This window comes from Parahaliea aestuarii (assembly GCF_008064635.1).
Taxonomy (GTDB): domain Bacteria; phylum Pseudomonadota; class Gammaproteobacteria; order Pseudomonadales; family Halieaceae; genus Parahaliea; species Parahaliea aestuarii.
Map to the genome: position 1 here is coordinate 92,548 of NZ_VRYZ01000002.1, position 15,943 is coordinate 108,490.

At 63.8% G+C, this 15,943-nt stretch carries 16 protein-coding genes; 1 reads left to right on the forward strand and 15 read right to left on the reverse strand.

Annotated elements, in window-relative coordinates:
* Positions 1–24: 24 nt before the first annotated feature.
* The 5 genes from lpxK to FVW59_RS04705 form a co-directional block, all read right to left on the reverse strand.
* A complete protein-coding gene (gene lpxK / locus FVW59_RS04685) occupies positions 25–1,017 on the reverse strand; it encodes a tetraacyldisaccharide 4'-kinase (RefSeq protein ID WP_148063092.1) in 993 nt (330 codons plus the stop codon).
* Positions 1,017–2,873 carry a lipid A export permease/ATP-binding protein MsbA gene (gene msbA, locus FVW59_RS04690; RefSeq protein WP_246139633.1) on the reverse strand — a complete coding sequence of 619 codons (1,857 nt, stop codon included), beginning with the start codon at positions 2,871–2,873 and terminating at the stop codon, positions 1,017–1,019. Before msbA ends, lpxK begins: the two co-directional genes overlap by 1 nt.
* Positions 2,854–3,285 (reverse strand): ExbD/TolR family protein, encoded by a 432-nt coding sequence (locus FVW59_RS04695; protein ID WP_148063093.1) that lies wholly within the window; start codon positions 3,283–3,285, stop codon positions 2,854–2,856. The genes msbA and FVW59_RS04695 overlap by 20 nt, the downstream gene beginning before the upstream one ends.
* A complete protein-coding gene (locus FVW59_RS04700) occupies positions 3,282–3,905 on the reverse strand; it encodes a MotA/TolQ/ExbB proton channel family protein (protein ID WP_148063094.1) in 624 nt (207 codons plus the stop codon). Before FVW59_RS04700 ends, FVW59_RS04695 begins: the two co-directional genes overlap by 4 nt.
* A 70-nt stretch (positions 3,906–3,975) precedes the next feature.
* Complete coding sequence (locus FVW59_RS04705) at positions 3,976–6,294, reverse strand: DNA internalization-related competence protein ComEC/Rec2 (protein ID WP_148063095.1); 2,319 nt, start codon at positions 6,292–6,294, stop codon at positions 3,976–3,978.
* A gap of 120 nt (positions 6,295–6,414) precedes the next feature.
* Here FVW59_RS04705 and FVW59_RS04710 point away from each other — a divergent pair, with 120 nt between their 5' ends.
* Positions 6,415–6,948 carry a DUF2062 domain-containing protein gene (locus FVW59_RS04710; RefSeq protein WP_148063096.1) on the forward strand — a complete coding sequence of 178 codons (534 nt, stop codon included), beginning with the start codon at positions 6,415–6,417 and terminating at the stop codon, positions 6,946–6,948.
* Here the strand turns inward: FVW59_RS04710 and FVW59_RS04715 are convergent.
* From FVW59_RS04715 to FVW59_RS04760, 10 genes are all read right to left on the reverse strand, one after another.
* Entirely contained in the window at positions 6,945–8,171 is a 1,227-nt protein-coding gene (locus FVW59_RS04715) for an FtsX-like permease family protein (protein WP_148063097.1), read from the reverse strand. The two genes, FVW59_RS04710 and FVW59_RS04715, sit on opposite strands and share 4 nt — an antisense overlap.
* A complete protein-coding gene (locus FVW59_RS04720; RefSeq protein WP_148063098.1) occupies positions 8,168–8,848 on the reverse strand; it encodes an ABC transporter ATP-binding protein in 681 nt (226 codons plus the stop codon). The genes FVW59_RS04715 and FVW59_RS04720 overlap by 4 nt, the downstream gene beginning before the upstream one ends.
* Positions 8,841–10,103, reverse strand: a complete 1,263-nt coding sequence (locus tag FVW59_RS04725) for a lipoprotein-releasing ABC transporter permease subunit (RefSeq protein ID WP_246139634.1) — start codon at positions 10,101–10,103, stop codon at positions 8,841–8,843. Before FVW59_RS04725 ends, FVW59_RS04720 begins: the two co-directional genes overlap by 8 nt.
* A 27-nt stretch (positions 10,104–10,130) precedes the next feature.
* Complete coding sequence (nqrM, locus tag FVW59_RS04730) at positions 10,131–10,364, reverse strand: (Na+)-NQR maturation NqrM (protein WP_148063099.1); 234 nt, start codon at positions 10,362–10,364, stop codon at positions 10,131–10,133.
* A gap of 2 nt (positions 10,365–10,366) precedes the next feature.
* Entirely contained in the window at positions 10,367–11,320 is a 954-nt protein-coding gene (locus FVW59_RS04735) for an FAD:protein FMN transferase (protein ID WP_187275766.1), read from the reverse strand.
* A 141-nt stretch (positions 11,321–11,461) separates the two neighbouring features.
* Positions 11,462–12,688, reverse strand: coding sequence for an NADH:ubiquinone reductase (Na(+)-transporting) subunit F (nqrF, locus tag FVW59_RS04740; protein ID WP_148063101.1), 1,227 nt, complete (start codon positions 12,686–12,688; stop codon positions 11,462–11,464).
* An 18-nt stretch (positions 12,689–12,706) separates the two neighbouring features.
* Positions 12,707–13,315: an NADH:ubiquinone reductase (Na(+)-transporting) subunit E gene (gene nqrE, locus FVW59_RS04745; protein ID WP_148063102.1), complete on the reverse strand. Its 609-nt coding sequence runs from the start codon at positions 13,313–13,315 to the stop codon at positions 12,707–12,709.
* Positions 13,316–13,978: an NADH:ubiquinone reductase (Na(+)-transporting) subunit D gene (locus tag FVW59_RS04750; RefSeq protein ID WP_148063103.1), complete on the reverse strand. Its 663-nt coding sequence runs from the start codon at positions 13,976–13,978 to the stop codon at positions 13,316–13,318.
* Position 13,979: 1 nt separating this feature from the next.
* Complete coding sequence (locus tag FVW59_RS04755) at positions 13,980–14,753, reverse strand: Na(+)-translocating NADH-quinone reductase subunit C (RefSeq protein ID WP_148063104.1); 774 nt, start codon at positions 14,751–14,753, stop codon at positions 13,980–13,982.
* Positions 14,743–15,942 carry an NADH:ubiquinone reductase (Na(+)-transporting) subunit B gene (locus FVW59_RS04760; protein WP_148063105.1) on the reverse strand — a complete coding sequence of 400 codons (1,200 nt, stop codon included), beginning with the start codon at positions 15,940–15,942 and terminating at the stop codon, positions 14,743–14,745. The genes FVW59_RS04755 and FVW59_RS04760 overlap by 11 nt, the downstream gene beginning before the upstream one ends.
* Position 15,943: the final 1 nt, after the last annotated feature.

The window sequence follows — 15,943 nt, forward strand, 5'->3', positions numbered from 1 at the left end:
GCTGATGAAGTAGTGAAGTGTCGATCAGTGCCCGCGCCGGGCCAGGGCGATCACCTGCTCGAGCAGCGCCTGCGGCAACTCGGCATCGATGCGCAAAAACCAGGCATCGGCGCGACGACCGGCGGGCAACAGCGGCCGGCATTTTACCGCGTCCTTCTCGGTCATGATAATGGGGCCTGCGGGTAGCGCCGCAAAGTCCGCTGCTGAATAGGCGTGGTGATCCGGAAAACTGTGAGCCTGCACACTGAGGCCGGCGGCTTCCAGCGTCGCGAAGAACTGCGCCGGCTGGCCGATACCGGCCAGCGCCTGCACTCTTTCTGCGCCAGCAAAGTCCGACAGGAGACGACGCTGTGTGCCGCAGAGACTGATCAGCGCATCGGCCCTGTAGCGTACCCCCGTAGCGGCGTCGTCACTGCCCCGGTACAGGCGGTACTGCACACGCTGCAGACGGGACACCGGCTCGCGCAGGGGGCCGGCAGGCAGGCAGTGACCGTTGCCGCTGCCGCGGGCGGCGTCGAGCACGGCGATCTCATAATCCCGGTCCAGGCCGTAATGCTGCAGGCCATCGTCGCTGACAATGATATCGACGCCACAGCCCTCCAGTTCCCGCGCGGCGCGCGCACGTTGCGGGTCGACCACGCAGGCCGCAGCGGTGCGCTGGAATATCAGCAGCGGTTCATCGCCCGCCTGGGCGGCAGTGGATTGCCCGTCAAGTCGATGGGGAAAGTGCCCGGCTGTTGCGCCATAGCCCCGGCTCACAACGCCCGGTTGCAGCCCGGCGCGCTGCAGGGCCTCCACCAGGGCGATCACCACGGGTGTTTTCCCGGTGCCACCCACTGTGATGTTGCCCACCACCACCACCGGCACGGCGGGGCGGTACCGGGCCAGCACGCCTCGGCGGTACAGCCAGCGCCGCAGTGCTGTCATCAGCCGGAACAGCGCCTCCAGCGGCCACAGCAGACACAGCCAGGGCGCGCCCTGGTACCAGGCCCGCTCCAGGCGTTCGACTGCGGACATCAGTCGCTGAATTCCTGGTGATACAACTGCGCGTACAGACCGCCCTCCGCCAGCAGGCTGGCGTGGCTGCCCTGGGCGACGATGCGCCCGGCATCCATCACCACGATGTGGTCAGCCTTCTCTACGGTGGACAGGCGGTGCGCGATAACAATGGTGGTGCGGTTGGCGGTAATGTCCTCCAGGGCGCGCTGGATGCGGTGCTCGGACTCGTTGTCCAGGGCCGAAGTGGCCTCGTCGAGAATCAGTACCGGGGCGTCTTTCAGAATGGCCCGGGCGATGGCCAGGCGCTGGCGTTGACCGCCACTGAGGCCGCCGCCATCGTCACCCAGCACGGTCTCCATGCCCTGCGGCAGCTGGTCGACAAACTCCGAGGCGTAGGCCGCATCCAGTGCCGCACGAATGGCGGCGTCGTCAGCGCGTTGCATGGTACCGAAGGCGATATTGTTGCGAATGCTGTCGTTAAACAAACTGACATCCTGGGACACCACCGCCATCTGCGCGCGCAGGTCGGCGAGGCGATAGTCCTGCAGGGCGATACCATCGAGAGTGATCTCGCCGCTACTGCAATCGTAGAAACGCGCCAGCAGCTGCACCAGCGTACTTTTGCCGCTGCCGGAGCGCCCCACCAGGGCCACCGACGTGCCGGTGGGAATATGCAGGTTGATCTTCTGCAGTACAGGGGCATCCGACCCCGGGTAGGCAAAGCCGACGTCGTTGAAACGAATATCCCCGGTGGCACGTTCTACCCGGTGGCTGCCGGTGTCGCGCTCGGAGTCCTGGTCGAGCTGGCTGAAAATATCTTCGCAGGCTGCCAGGCCCCGTTGAATCACGCTCTGGATGCCGCTCAGCTGGCGTATCGGCTTGCCGAGTTGACCGGCCGCGGTGAGAAAGGCCACCAGCGATCCCGCGGAGAAACCACTGAGAATACTGGGATTGAGGGCAAACCAGACCAGCGCCGACAGCGCCGCCGCCAGCAGGGTCTGGATGACCGGCGTACTCATGGCATCGGCGAAAGCCAGTTTCAGTGTCTGGTTGCGGTTGTACTCGCTGGCGGCGCGAAAGCGCTGCTCCTGCTGGGCCTGGCCGCCGAAAATACGCACTTCCTTGTAGGCGCCGATGGTCTCGTTGCTGACCTGGGTCACATCGCCCATGGAGGACTGGATACGGCGGCTGTAGCGGCGGAAGTGTTTGCCCACGACCCTTACGACAATGGCGATAAACGGCGCCACCGCGAAAAACACCAGGCACAGGCGCCAGTTGAGATAGAGCATGTAGCTCAGCAGGGCGACCACCGTCAGCCCTTCGCGCACGATAATGGTCAGGGCCTTGGTCGCGGCACCAGTGACCTGTTCAACGTTAAAGGTGATCTTGGAGATCAACACACCCTGGCTGTGGCGGTCGTAATAGCTGCTCGGGGCCACCAGCATCTTGCCAAACAGCTCGCAGCGCAGCTCGTGAATCAGGTTGCGTGCCACATGGCTCATAAAATAGGTGCCGACGAAATAGCCCATGGCGCGGGTGAAAGCCAGCACAATAGCCGCAATAGGCACCGCGATGCGGGCAAATTCCAGCGCGCTCATGTCACCGGGGTCGGCCAATCGATAGGCGAGCCCGCCGATAATGCCCTGGTCGACACTTTTTGAGTCGCCGAGGGAGTCCAGCAGGAACTGCATCATATCCGCGAGCAATACATTGCCGAGGGAATAGATGATGTAGCCGACGATGCTGATGGCAAAAAAGTACCAGTAGGGCAGCACATAGCGCAGCAGCCGGCGGTACAGGGCCCAGTCGCTCATTTGCAGGGGGCGCGATGCGGTATTCAGGCGCGGCACGGCACTACCTCGCTGCACCGGCATCAGCCGGTTGCCGGGTGGTGATGCTGAGATGGGCAAAGCCCATCTGGCCAGCGGCATCCATGGCCCGCACCACTGATTCGTGGCTCGACTGGGCGTCGGCGGTGATGATCATCGGCAGCGTGGTGTCCCCGGCGGACACCTTGTAAATTGCCGCCTGCAACGTACGCGGACGACTGTCCACCAGGCGCTGGCCGTTGACACGGTAGGTGCCGGACTCATCGATCAGTATTTCCACCCGCTCGCCATCGTTTTGCTGCGGCTCGCCACTGGCCTCGGGAAGGTCGATGCTGAGTTGGGTTTCACGGGTGAAGGTGGTCGAAACCATGAAAAAGATCAACAGCAGGAACACCACATCGATCAGCGGAGTCAGGTTGACCCCGACCTCCTCCCGGCTCTGGCGGCGGAACTTCAACGCCGCACTTCCCCGCTCTGCTCGGAGTGCAGCGCATCTACCAGCTTGATCGTTTCCTGCTCCAGTTCGACCACGATGCCATCGATGCGGCCACTGAAATAGCGGTGCATCACCAGCGCCGGAATGGCCACGCTGAGCCCGGCAGCCGTGGTGATCAGGGCTTCCGAGATGCCCCCCGCCAGCGCACTGGCATTGCCGGTGCCCTGGGCCATGATCTCGGCGAAGACCTTGATCATACCCACCACGGTACCCAGCAGGCCCAGTAGCGGCGCCACTGCGGCGATAGTGCCGAGGGTGTTCAGGTAGCGCTCAAGATCATGTATTACATGACTGGCTGCCTCCTGGATGCTCTCTTTCATCACGTCGCGACCGTGGGAGGCGTTGCCGAGGCCGGCGGCCAGGATGCGGCCAAGCGGCGATGACTGGCGCAGGCTTTTCAGGCGGTTGGCGTCGATCTCACCGGCCTTGAGCTGCTTCCACACCGTGGCCAGCAGATGCGGCGGGGCAATTTTTTTCGGGTTCAGGGTGTATAGACGTTCGATACAGATCGCTACTGCGACAATAGAACAGAGCAGGATCAGCACCATCAACCAGCCGCCTGCCGTTACCAGTTCGAGCACACCTGTGTCCTGTAACAGCGAAATTCGCGCCATTATACGCACAGCCCCGGCAGCGGAGAAAGCGCGCGGCTCATTGCCAGTAGTACGGCCTCTGGCGCCGATGGGAAATGACCTGTGGCGCCTGGCCGGGCCGGAAAATCACTTCCAGCGCCCCTTCACTCGCGCTGTACCACACCCTGCTGCGCTCTGCCTGTAAGCGCGCGACCACCCCGGGGTGGGGATGGCCAAAACGATTGGCGTAACCGGCGCTGACTACCGCATGGGCCGGCGCCACCTGTTTGAGAAAAGCGAATCCGCTGGAGGTCTTGCTGCCGTGGTGGGCCACCAGCAGCCAGTCGCTCCGTAAATCGCTGCGCCAGTAGCGCACCAGCTCCCGCTCCCGCTCGACATCAATATCGCCAGCCAGCAACAGGCCCTCGCCGCCAATCTGAACCTGCAGAACACAGGAGGCATTGTTGCTGGAAAGCCCGGATGAGGCCTCCAGGGCCGGCGCCAGGATTCTTACGACGACACCGGCACCGGGCCACTGCCAGGCCCTGCCGGCCACACAACGACGGGCGCCCGCGATGTCGAGGTCGGCCCCGGTCAGAATCGCGTCGACCCGAACGCTGTCCACCACATCCCGCCAGCCGGCGCTGTGATCGCTGTCACCGTGACTCAGCACCAGGGTGTCCAGGTGGCGAATACCTCGCTGGCGCAGCAGCGGCACCACCACACTGTCGGCAACGGTTGGACCGCCGGGCACCCCTCCGCCGGTGTCGTACAACAGGGCGCGCTCACGGTCGTACAACAGCACCGAAGTGCCCTGCCCCACGTCGATAAACGCCAGGTGTACGGCGTTTGGCCCGGCGGTCCTGGCCTGCTTTGGCGGCAGAAGTGCGGGCGCCAGCAACAGGCACAGCGCGGCGAATCGCCGCCAGCGCGGCAGCGGGAAAACAGCCAGACCCACTGCCACCACCGCCAATGCCAGTTGCGCCGGGCCCGGGCTGAAATGCCAGTACAGCCAGGCGGGACGCGCCTGCTGCAAGGTGGCTGCCAGGGGCAACAGGGTATTCAGCGGTACAGCCGCCCAGCGCCACAGGGTGTCGGCCAGCCCTGTCTCCAGCAGGGCCAGCCCGGTCGCCAATAGCGACAGGGGCACGACCCACAGTCCCAGCAGAGGGACCGCCAGCAGGTTGGCGGGGGCTGAGACCAGGCTGGCGCCGCCAAACCAGCCACCGGCAAGCGGTACCATCGCCAGTGCCATATAGACATGTGTGAGAATCATCTGCAGCGGCCCGCTGCGTCCGCTGCCCCACTGCAGGCGCCACAGCAGGCAGGCGACAGCACCAAATGACAGCCAGAAACCACTGCCCAGCCCGGCCAGCGGATTGCACAGCAACAGCACCAGTGCCGCCAGCAACAGGTTGTGCCAGGCCCCGGCCCCGCGCCCCAGCCAACTGGCCGCAACCACGCAAAACAGCATGGTCAGGGCGCGAACCGTGGCCAGCGAGAAGCCGGCGAGCGCCGCATAGAACACCGCCAGCACCAGTGCCGTCAATGCCGGCAGTAACAGTCCCGCACCCGTATATCCGGCCCACTGGAGTGGCAACACCAGCACCCTGCCCAGCAGGTAGCCCAGGCCGGCCACCAGCCCGATGTGCAAGCCGGAGATCACCAGCAGGTGGTTCAGGCCAAACACCTGGAAAAGCCGCCAGAGATCGCTGTCGAGCGCGCTGCGGTCGGCCACCGTAACGGCCTGCAACACCGCCTGGCTGTCTGCGGGCAGCCTCAGTGCGCCAATGCGCTCACTCAGCCTGCCACGCAGGCGGTGGTGCCATAAACCATGCTGGGGGACAGGCAGACGCTGCGCCGCACCGTCGCGGCTGCGAACACTGCCGGTGGCATCGATGCCGGTCTGCGCAAACCAAGCCTGCATGTTGAAGGACCCGGGGTTCACCAGCCCCCAGGGGCGCCGGAGCAGCACTTCGAAGCGCCAGCTTTCGCCGGGAGCAAGCACCTCGTCGCCATAGTGGGACAACAGCAGGCGACGGGGGCCACTACACCTGGCCGGGCTCACGCTGCTGACGGCAAACTCGAATCGCTGTTGCCGGGTCTCGGGATCGAAGCGGCTTACCCGCGGCAGCGATACAACCCGCCCCTCAACCTGTACAGGAAGGCGCACACAGTCCTTTGGCAGCGCGCGAGACAATAGCGCCTGACCAAAGTAACAGGCAATCAGTACTCCCACCACAAGGGCCGCCAGGGCGATGCCTGTGGCTCGCCAGCGGGAGCAGGCAAGCACCAGGGCCGTCAGCGCCATACCGACCTGCTCCGCGGCCCCGGGCAGGCGCGGCAACCACCCCGTTGCCAGCAAACCGATTGCCAGCACCAGCGGCAGTGCCCCCATCAGTGGGCAACCCCGGCGATTGTGGGCATAATGGCCGGCCTCTGCCGTTGCGACGCAAGGCGCCGGAATCGCCAGTCGACCACAAGCGACAGAGGGATCACACACCAATTCAGGCCAGCGATGCCCAAGCACACCCTCAAACAGATCATGCCTTCCCCGGCCCGGCTCCGGGAAATCAAGATGCTGGGCTTCCTCGGCGACTGGATCTACCAGCCCAACCTCTGGCACCTGAACCGCTATTCGGCGTCGATGGCGTTTTTCATCGGTCTGTTCGTGGCCTTTATCCCGCTGCCCGGACAGATGGTATTCGCGGCCCTGCTCGCCATTCTGGTGCGCTGCAACCTGCCCCTGGCAGTCACGTTGATCTGGGTCACCAATCCCCTGACGATCCCGGCCCTGTTCTACCTGGCCTACCGGGTGGGCGCGCTGCTGATGAACGAGCCGGTGCAGTTCATCCACTTCCAACTCAGCCTGGAGTGGGCCAGTGAAAGCCTGCACGCCATCTGGCAGCCGCTGCTACTGGGCTGCCTGGTGTGCGGCCTGTTCTTCGGTTCGCTGGGTTATTTCGTGATCAGCATGCTGTGGCGTCTGCACGTTGCCAATCGCTGGAAGGCGCGCAAACTGCGTCGGCAGCAGGCCAGGGAGGCCGGCTAGCCCTCCTGATGCAGGATCTGGGCCGGCGCCAGGCGGGCTGCTCGCAGGGCCGGATAGAGGGCCGCCAGCACGCACATTGCCCAGGCTACGCCACCCACCAGCAGCACGTCAGAGGCCAGCACATCCACTGGCAGGAAGGACACGGGATAGACATCGGTGTTCAGGAAGCGGTAGTTCAGCAGCCGCTCCAGGCCGTCCACCAGCCCGGGCACCGCCAGCGCCAGTCCCACGCCGAACAGGCAACCCAGCGCAGCCCCGACCAGGCCGATCACCGCCCCCTGCAGGACGAACACCCAGCCGATATCGCCGCCGCTGGCGCCGAGGGTGCGCAGGATGGCGATATCACCCTGCTTGTCGAAAACCACCAGCACCAGCGACGACACCACGTTGAACGCGGCCACCGCGATAATGGAAAACAGCAGGATGGACACCAGGTCGCGCGACAGCTGGATGGCGGCGTAGAGGTTGCCGTGGGTCTGCATCCAGTTGCTGGCGTAGTAGCCCGGCGGCAGGTTTTGCACCAGCTCCCAGCCAATACGGGCCACGTCGAACAGGTCGCGGGTTTCCACCTGGAGACCGCTGACCCGGCCATCGGGCGACAGTCTGTCGAGGGCGAAGTCGAAGTCCACCAGCGCGATGCTTTCGTCGAGTTCCGTTCCGGTGTCGAGCACAGCGCTGAGTTCGACCTGGACAAAGCGGGCTTCTGACCCGCCCTGCCCCGGTACGATCAGCGTCAGGTTGGCGCCCGGCGCCAGGCCCAGGCGCCCGGCGAGGCCCTTGCCCAGTACCAGCCCGTTGTCGGTGCCGGCGAAGGACTGATAGGCCTCCGGCCCCAGGCTGGTCAGCAGCGCCCCCACATCACCCTGGGTAGGTACTCCCAGCCCCTGCGCGGTTTCAATGCGCCGCCCGTGCATGAACAGGGCATTGAACTGCACAAAGGGCCGCACCGCAGTCACATCCGGGTGGAGGGCCACCGGTTCGAGCCGCTGGCGCCAGTCCACCATTCCCTGGTGGGCCTGCAGGGTGATATGCGGCACCAGCGACAGAATCCGCTCGCGCATCTCCCGGTCGAAGCCGTTCATCACCGACAGTACGGTGACCAGCAGGGTAATGGCCAACACCAGCCCGAGCATGGAGAGCGACGACAGAAAGGTCGATAGATGGCCGCGCCCGAAGGCGAAGCTGTAGCGCAGGGCGAAGCGCAGTTTCTCCGCGAAACTCACGGGCGCGCCCGCAGCCTGCCCTGTACCAGTTCCAGGGTCCGGTGCATGCGCGCCGCGATGCCCGGGTCGTGGGTAACCACCACGAAGGCGGCCTGCTCCCGGCCCAGTTCGTCGATCAGGGCCAGCACCTGGGCCGCCGAATCCGGATCGAGATTGCCGGTCGGCTCATCCATCAATACCACATCCGGCGCCGCCACCAGGGCGCGGGCGATGGCGACGCGCTGGCGCTCGCCACCAGACAGCTGGCCCGGCCGATGCCGCAGGCGATGGGCCATGCCCACCCGCTCCAGCATCGCCGCCGCCCGCTCTGCCGCACGCGCGCGGCGTTCGCCACCAATCAGTAGCGGCATGGCGACATTTTCCGCCGCATCAAATTCCGGCAACAGGTGGTGGAACTGGTACACAAAGCCCATACGGGCGTTGCGCAGGCGACAGCGGGCGCGTTCATCCAGCGCGGCAATGTCCTGCCCCGCCATCAGTACCCGGCCGCTGCTGGGGTCATCCAGTCCACCCAGCAGGTTGAGCAGGGTCGACTTGCCGGAGCCCGAGGCGCCCACCACGGCGACCGTTTCACCGGGCAGCAGAGTGAACTCGACCCCGTCCAGCACCTGCACATGCTGGTCGCCGTCGCTGTAGACGCGGCCCAGGTTCTCACAGCGCAGCACTGGCTCACTCATAGCGCAGCACCTCCGCCGGCGCCACCTGGGCGGCGCGCCAGGCCGGGTACAGTGTGGCCAGCAAACTGAGCAACAACGATGCCAGCACCACCACCGCCACATCGCGCCCCATCAGGACCGAGGGCAATTCACTGATGAAGTAAACGTTCGGGTCGAACAGCTTTACCCCGAGCAGGCCCTCCACGAAGGCAGTGACCGGGGCGATGTAGGACGCCAGCAACGCGCCGAGCAGCGCGCCAATGCTGATGCCTGCCAGGGCAAGACCCAGTCCGTGGGCCACGAACACCGCCATCACGCCTCGCGCGCTGGCGCCCATGGTGCGCAGCACAGCGATATCCCGGCGCTTCTCCGCCACCGACATCACCAGGGTCGACACAATATTGAAGGCGGCCACCGCCACCACGCTGAGCAGCAACAGGCTGACCATGATTTTCTCCATTTTGATCGCGCGAAACAGCGAGCCCTGGGTCTGACTCCAGTCCCGCACCTCACTATCATCGGGCAGCTGCCGGCGCAGCTGCCCGGCGATATCCGGCGCCTGGTAAAGATCCACGGTTTTTACCTGCAGGCCGCCGACCCGTCCCTGCTCGCCAAACAGCTTCTGGCCGCTGTCCAGCGAGACATAGGCCTGGTAGGTGTCAGGCTGTGCGCCGACTTCGAACAAACCGACCACCTGCAGCCGCTTGCTGCGCGGAAATGCCCCCAGGGGCGTCACGGTGATGCGCGGCAGGGTGACCTCGACAGTGTCCCCTGGCATGACGCCGAGAACGCGTGCCAGCGAGGCGCCGAGAATGACTGAAAACGGTGTGCTATCCAGCGCAGCCAGGGAGCCGGTGACGATGGCTTCCGGCATCCGCGATACGTTTCCTTCACTGGCGGTATCAATTGCGGTAAGGACCCCGCCGTGCATCAGGTAAGGTCCACCGAAGATCACCTTGTCACTGATATAGGGGGAAGCGGCCACGACGCCGGGTTGCGCCGTTACCTGTTCAACAAGCGCTCGCCAGTCTGTGATGCCGCCGCTGGTGGACTCGATATAGGCGTGGGGCACCAGCGACAGAATGCGCTGGCGCAACTCGCCGGCGAAGCCATTCATCACCGAGAGCACGGTGATCAGGCTGGCCACACCCAGCACCATGCCGAGCATGGAGACCAGGGCAATCAGGCCGGTGAAGCGGCTGCGCTTGCGGCTGAAGCTGTAACGCAGCCCGATGAACAGCGCGTAGTGGTCCGCCAGTGTCGAGAATGGCCGCAAGCGATGCGCGTCCCTGCCCGAGCGCGCCTAGCGCTTGTCGCTGGCGTCGTAGAATACGGCCTTGGTGTCGCCTTCTCCGGCGCGGGTTTCCTCGTCGCAGCGCTTGGGATCACCACCACAGATTTCACAGCTCTGGTCGATACCCAGTGCGCCGATGCCACCGCAGGAACCCTTGATCGGAGCGCGCCCCGCCATCACACCCACTGCCATGGCCGCGATCACCGCGGCAAACACCAGTGTACTCATCAGAAAAATGGTCATGCTCACCTCTGCGGCCCACCGGGGGCCTGCTCTGTTGCGCCCTCCCCCAGCCAGGGAGAAAAGGCATCTGTATGACTGGCGGCAAAACCCTCGCCCTGCCGCCTGATGAAATATACCGCCAGCCCCAGCTCGCTGGCCACTCGCATGGCTTCGTCCGCCCCCAGCACCACCAGAGCGGTGGCCCAGGCGTCGGCGCGCATGGCGGTCTCCGCCAGAACCGTTACCGACACCAGGTCATGGGCTACCGGGTAGCCGGTGCGCGGGTCGATACTGTGGGAAAAACGCTTGCCGTCCAGCTCAAAAAAGTTGCGGTAATCGCCGGAAGTCGCCACAGCCACATCGCTGAGCGACAGGCCCACGGCCGGTGCCCGGCCCCCGGCCGAGGGCTGTTCGATGGCAATTCGCCAGCGGTCACCGCGCGGGCTGGCACCCGCCAGGCGCATCTCGCCACCTACTTCGACAAGAAAATCACTGACAGGTTGCACCAACAGGTACTCTGCCAGGCGATCCACCGCATAGCCCTTGGCAATGGAGGAAAAGTCGAGGCTGACCTCGCGGGTTTTACGAACCCGGCTGCCCTCTGCATCGATGTCCAGGTTACCCTGGCCAACCTGCTCGCGCAGGGCGGCAATGGTCTCCGCTGCGGGCACCTTCGCGGCACCGCGCCCGGGCCCGAAGCCCCACAGGTTGACCAGCGGGGCCACCGTCACATCGTAGGCGCCATCACTCTGCTCGCCGATCTCCAGCGCCGCCCGCAGCACCGTCATGAAGGGCGCGGAAACCGTCAACCACTGCCCCACGGGGAGCCGGTTGAAGGCGCTGATCTCGGCGTCTTCCCGATAGGTCGACATGCTGTCATTGACCGATTCGAGTTCTGCCTCCAGCCCGGCCTGCAGCGTGTCTGCGGGCGGGGCCGATGGGGGCGCCACATAGGTCACATGCCAGGTGGTGCCCATGGTGTCGCCTGCCAGTTGTACAGCATCTCCAGCGCCACTGCTATGCTCGCCACAACCGGCCAGCATCCACAGCAGGGGCAGCAGAATACAAAAAAGCCACCCCTGAGAGTGGCTTTCTATGCCTGGGCCAGTACTTTTCACCTAGCCGCCGAAGTCGTCCAGCATGATATTTTCCGGCTCGACGCCGAGGTCGGTCAGCATCTGGATCACCGCGGCATTCATCATCGGCGGGCCGCACATGTAGTACTCGCAGTCCTCCGGCGCCGGGTGGTTCTTCAGGTACTCCTCGTAGAGCACATTGTGGATAAACCCGGTGAGGCCGTCCCAGTTATCCTCGGGCTGAGGATCAGACAGGGCTACGTGCCACTCAAAGTTGTCGTTCTCCGCCGCCAGCTGGTCGTACTCGTCTTGGTAGAACATCTCGCGCAGGGAGCGTGCGCCATACCAGAAGGAGATTTTGCGCTTGCTGTTGAGTCGCTTGAGCTGGTCAAACAGGTGCGAGCGCATCGGCGCCATACCGGCACCACCGCCGATAAAGACCATCTCGGCGTCGGTGTCCTTGGCGAAGAACTCACCGAAGGGCCCGTATACGGTGACCTTGTCGCCCGGCTTCAGGTTAAACACCCAGGACGACATCTGGCCGGCCGGAATGCCTTCGCTGCCGGGGGGCGGCGTGGCAATACGGATATTGAACTTCACAACGCCGCGCTCTTCCGGATAGTTGGCCATGGAGTAAGCGCGGATAACGGGCTCTTTCACCTCGGACTGCATCTTGAAGAAGCCGAAGCGCTCCCAGTCGCCGCGGTATTCTTCGTCGATGTCGAAGTCTTCGTACTTGACCAGGTGCGGCGGGCATTCCAGCTGCACGTAACCGCCAGCACGGAAGTCCACGTTCTCGCCTTCCGGCAGCTTCAGTGTCAGTTCCTTGATGAAGGTGGCCACGTTCGGGTTGGACTCAACCGTGCACTCCCACTGCTTCACCCCGAAGACTTCTTCCGGCACCTCGATCTTCATGTCCTGCTTGACCGCAGTCTGGCAGGACAGGCGCCAACCCTCCTGGGCGTCGCGACGGGTGAAGTGACCTTCTTCGGTGGGCAGCATGGAGCCGCCTCCCTCGTTGACGATGCACTTGCACTGGGCACAGGTGCCGCCCCCACCACAGGCGGAAGGCAGGAACAGGCCGCTCTCAGACAGTGTCTGCAGCAACTTGCCACCGGCAGGTACTGTGATCGTCTTTTCGCCGTTGATCTCGATGCTCACATCACCACTGCTCACCAGGCGTGAGCGGGCGAACAGAATGATAAACACCAGCGCCAGCACGATTGCAGTGAACATGCCGACGCCGAGAAAGATTGTGTTGATTTCCATTGCTACCTCTCGCCCCGCTTAGATGGAGATGCCGCCGAAGGACATGAAGCCCAGCGACATCAGGCCGACGGTAATGAAGGTGATACCCAGGCCCTGCAGGCCGGCGGGAATATCAGAGTACTTCAGCTTTTCGCGGATACCCGCCAGGGCCACAATCGCCAGCGCCCAGCCGACCCCGGCACCGGAGCCAAAGGCCACACTTTCGCCGAAGGTGTAGTCGCGTTCCACCATGAACAGTGAAGCACCCAGGATGGCGCAGTTCACGGTAATCAGCGGCAGGAACACGCCGAGGGCGTTGTAGAGTGCCGGCACAAACTTGTCCAGGAACATCTCCATGATCTGCACGATGGCCGCGATCACCCCGATATAGGACAGCAGGCCGAGGAACGACAGGTCCACGTCGGGCAGACCGGCCCAGGCCAGCGCGCCATCGGCGAGCAGATTGTTGTAGATCAGGTTGTTCACCGGCACGGTGATGGTCAGCACCACCACCACGGCAATGCCCAGCCCCAGCGCTGCCTGCACCTTCTTGGAAATCGCCAGGAAGGTACACATGCCGAGGAAAAAGGCCAGGGCCATGTTCTCGATGAACACGGCACGGATAAACAGGCTCAGATAGTGTTCCATTTACGCGGCCTCCTCGACAGCGGTGTGTTTGGCCATCTTGAAGTCGGGCTCTTCGACCTGGGTCTTGTCCCAGGAGCGCAGCGCCCAGATGAACAGGCCGATAAGGAAGAACGCGCTGGGGGCCAGCAGCATGAGGCCGTTGGGGTTGTACCAGCCTCCCTCGGTCACCACCGGGAGAATCTGGATACCGAATAATTTGCCAGCGCCGAGCAGCTCGCGGAAGAAAGCTACCACCAGTAGCACCACCGAGTAACCGAGACCGTTGCCGATACCATCGACAAAGCTCGGCAGCGGCGGGTTCTTCATGGCAAAAGCTTCGGCACGGCCCATCACGATGCAATTGGTGATGATCAGGCCGACGAACACCGACAGCTGTTTGCTGATTTCAAAGGCGTACGCCTTGAGCACCTGGTCCACCACGATCACCAGCGAGGCAATGATGATCATCTGCACGATGATGCGGATACTGCCGGGAATGTGCTTGCGGATGCTGGACACGAACAGGTTGGAGAAAGCGGTCACTGTTGTCAGGGCGATACACATCACCACGGTCACCTGCATCGAGGTGGTCACCGCCAGCGCCGAGCAGATCCCGAGAATCTGCAAGGCAATCGGGTTGTTACGCAGAATGGGCTGCGTGAGTGTTTCCTTCATCTCAGACATCTCAGGCCTCCCCGGCTTTCAGGTTTTCGATAAAGGGCTGGTAGCCCTGCTCACCCAGCCAGAACTGGACCAGGTTGCTCACCCCGTTGGAGGTCAGGGTCGCACCGGACAGGCCATCGACCTGCCAGTCGGCATTGGGGGCGGACGGGTCGACAGTGCCTTTGATCAGGCCGAGTTCGACCTCGCCGTCCTTGTAGACCTTTTTGCCAGGCCACTTGGCCTTCCAGCTGGGGTTATCCACTTCGCCACCGAGCCCGGGGGTTTCACCGTGCTCGGCAAAACCCAGGCCGACGACGGTGTTGAGGTCGGATTCAAGGGCCATAAAGCCATAGAGGGTGGACCACAGGCCGTAGCCGTGTACCGGCAGGATGATCCGGTCCAGTTTGCCCTGGGCGTCATTGACCAGGTAGACCTCGGCGTAGTCGGCGCGCCGTTTGATACTGGCAATGTCCTCTTCCTGGCTCAAGTCCCTGGAGGTGGCGGGATCCTTGGATGCCTTGCGCTGGTCGTAGCTCTTCGGATCCACCTCATCGCTGTACTTGCCGGTGCGCAGATCGACAATGCGGGTTTCCACCTGCTCAAACTGCTTGTCGATGGAAATGCCCTCTTCCAGCATACCCGCCGCGGCGAGGATGTTGCGCTTGCGATCGAGGGTTTTGTTGGCCTCCTGGGTGGGCTTCAATACTACCGCGGCGGTGGACACCACCACGGAACATACGATGCACAGGGAGAAGGCAACGATCAGTGTTTTCTTGATGCCGTCGTTACTGGACACGGGCGAGCCTCCGTTTGATGTTGGCCTGGATCACGAAGTGATCCGTCAGCGGAGCGAAGATATTGCCGAACAGGATGGCGAGCATAATGCCCTCCGGGAAGGCCGGGTTCATCACGCGGATCAGTACGGCCATCAGGCCGATGAGGATGCCGTAGGCCCACTTGCCGCCGTTGGTCATGGCGGCGGATACCGGATCGGTGGCCATGAACATCATGCCGAAGGCGAAACCACCGGTCACCAGGTGCCAGTACCAGGGCATGGCGAAGGCCGGGTTGGTGTCGGAGCCGACCAGGTTCATCAGGGTCGACAGGGCCACCATGCCGAGGAACACGCCGGCCACGATGCGCCAGGCGGCGATGCGCATCAGCAGCAGTACCGCGCCGCCGATGAGGATGGCCAGGGTGGAGGTCTCGCCGATGGAGCCCGGCAGGTTGCCCAGGAAGGCGTCCATCCAGGTCCATTGCGCCTCTAGTGCCGGCATGCCGCCGGAAGCCACCACAGACAGCGGAGTCGCGCCGGTGTAGCCGTCAACCGCCGTCCATACGGCATCGCCGGACATGGAGGCCGGGTAGGCAAAGTACAGGAAGGCGCGGCCGGTGAGGGCCGGGTTGAGGAAGTTCTTGCCGGTACCACCGAACACTTCCTTGCCGATCACCACACCGAAGCTGATGCCCAGGGCGACCTGCCACAGTGGGATGTCCGGCGGACAGGTCAGGGCGAACAGGATGGAGGTGACGAAGAAGCCCTCGTTGACCTCGTGACCGCGCTTCATGGCGAACAGCACTTCCCAGAAACCGCCGACCACGAAGGTCACCAGGTAGATGGGCAGGAAGTAGAGGGCACCGAAGAAGAAGCAGTCCCACAGGCTGCCGGCGTCGTAGCCACCGAACATGCCGATCAGGGCTCCGCGCCAGCCGGCCACTTCGCCGCCGTGGGCCGCGATGATGTCGTTGGCCTGGAAACCCAGGTTGTACATGCCGTAGAACATGGCCGGGAAGGCACAGAACCACACCGTAATCATGATGCGCTTGAGGTCTACACCGTCGCGCACATGGGCATTGCTCTTGGTCACCGAGCCGGGAGAATAGAAGATGGTATCCACCGCTTCGTAGAGGGCGTACCAGTTCTGGTAGCGACCACCGTCCTGGAAGTGGTGTTCCATGTTGTCGAGAATCTTGCGCAGTCCCACG

Bases quoted from the DNA above. Each gene is read 5' to 3' on its own strand.
- FVW59_RS04705 (WP_148063095.1), bottom strand. From the start codon at position 6,294: ATGGGGGCACTGCCGCTGGTGCTGGCAATCGGTTTGCTGGCAACGGGG.
- FVW59_RS04750 (WP_148063103.1), bottom strand. From the start codon at position 13,978: ATGTCTGAGATGAAGGAAACACTCACGCAGCCCATTCTGCGTAACAAC.
- FVW59_RS04735 (WP_187275766.1), bottom strand. From the start codon at position 11,320: ATGGGCACCACCTGGCATGTGACCTATGTGGCGCCCCCATCGGCCCCG.
- FVW59_RS04710 (WP_148063096.1), top strand. From the start codon at position 6,415: ATGCCCAAGCACACCCTCAAACAGATCATGCCTTCCCCGGCCCGGCTC.
- nqrE (WP_148063102.1), bottom strand. From the start codon at position 13,315: ATGGAACACTATCTGAGCCTGTTTATCCGTGCCGTGTTCATCGAGAAC.
- nqrF (WP_148063101.1), bottom strand. From the start codon at position 12,688: ATGGAAATCAACACAATCTTTCTCGGCGTCGGCATGTTCACTGCAATC.
- nqrM (WP_148063099.1), bottom strand. From the start codon at position 10,364: ATGACCATTTTTCTGATGAGTACACTGGTGTTTGCCGCGGTGATCGCG.
- msbA (WP_246139633.1), bottom strand. From the start codon at position 2,873: ATGCCGGTGCAGCGAGGTAGTGCCGTGCCGCGCCTGAATACCGCATCG.
- lpxK (WP_148063092.1), bottom strand. From the start codon at position 1,017: ATGTCCGCAGTCGAACGCCTGGAGCGGGCCTGGTACCAGGGCGCGCCC.
- FVW59_RS04720 (WP_148063098.1), bottom strand. From the start codon at position 8,848: ATGAGTGAGCCAGTGCTGCGCTGTGAGAACCTGGGCCGCGTCTACAGC.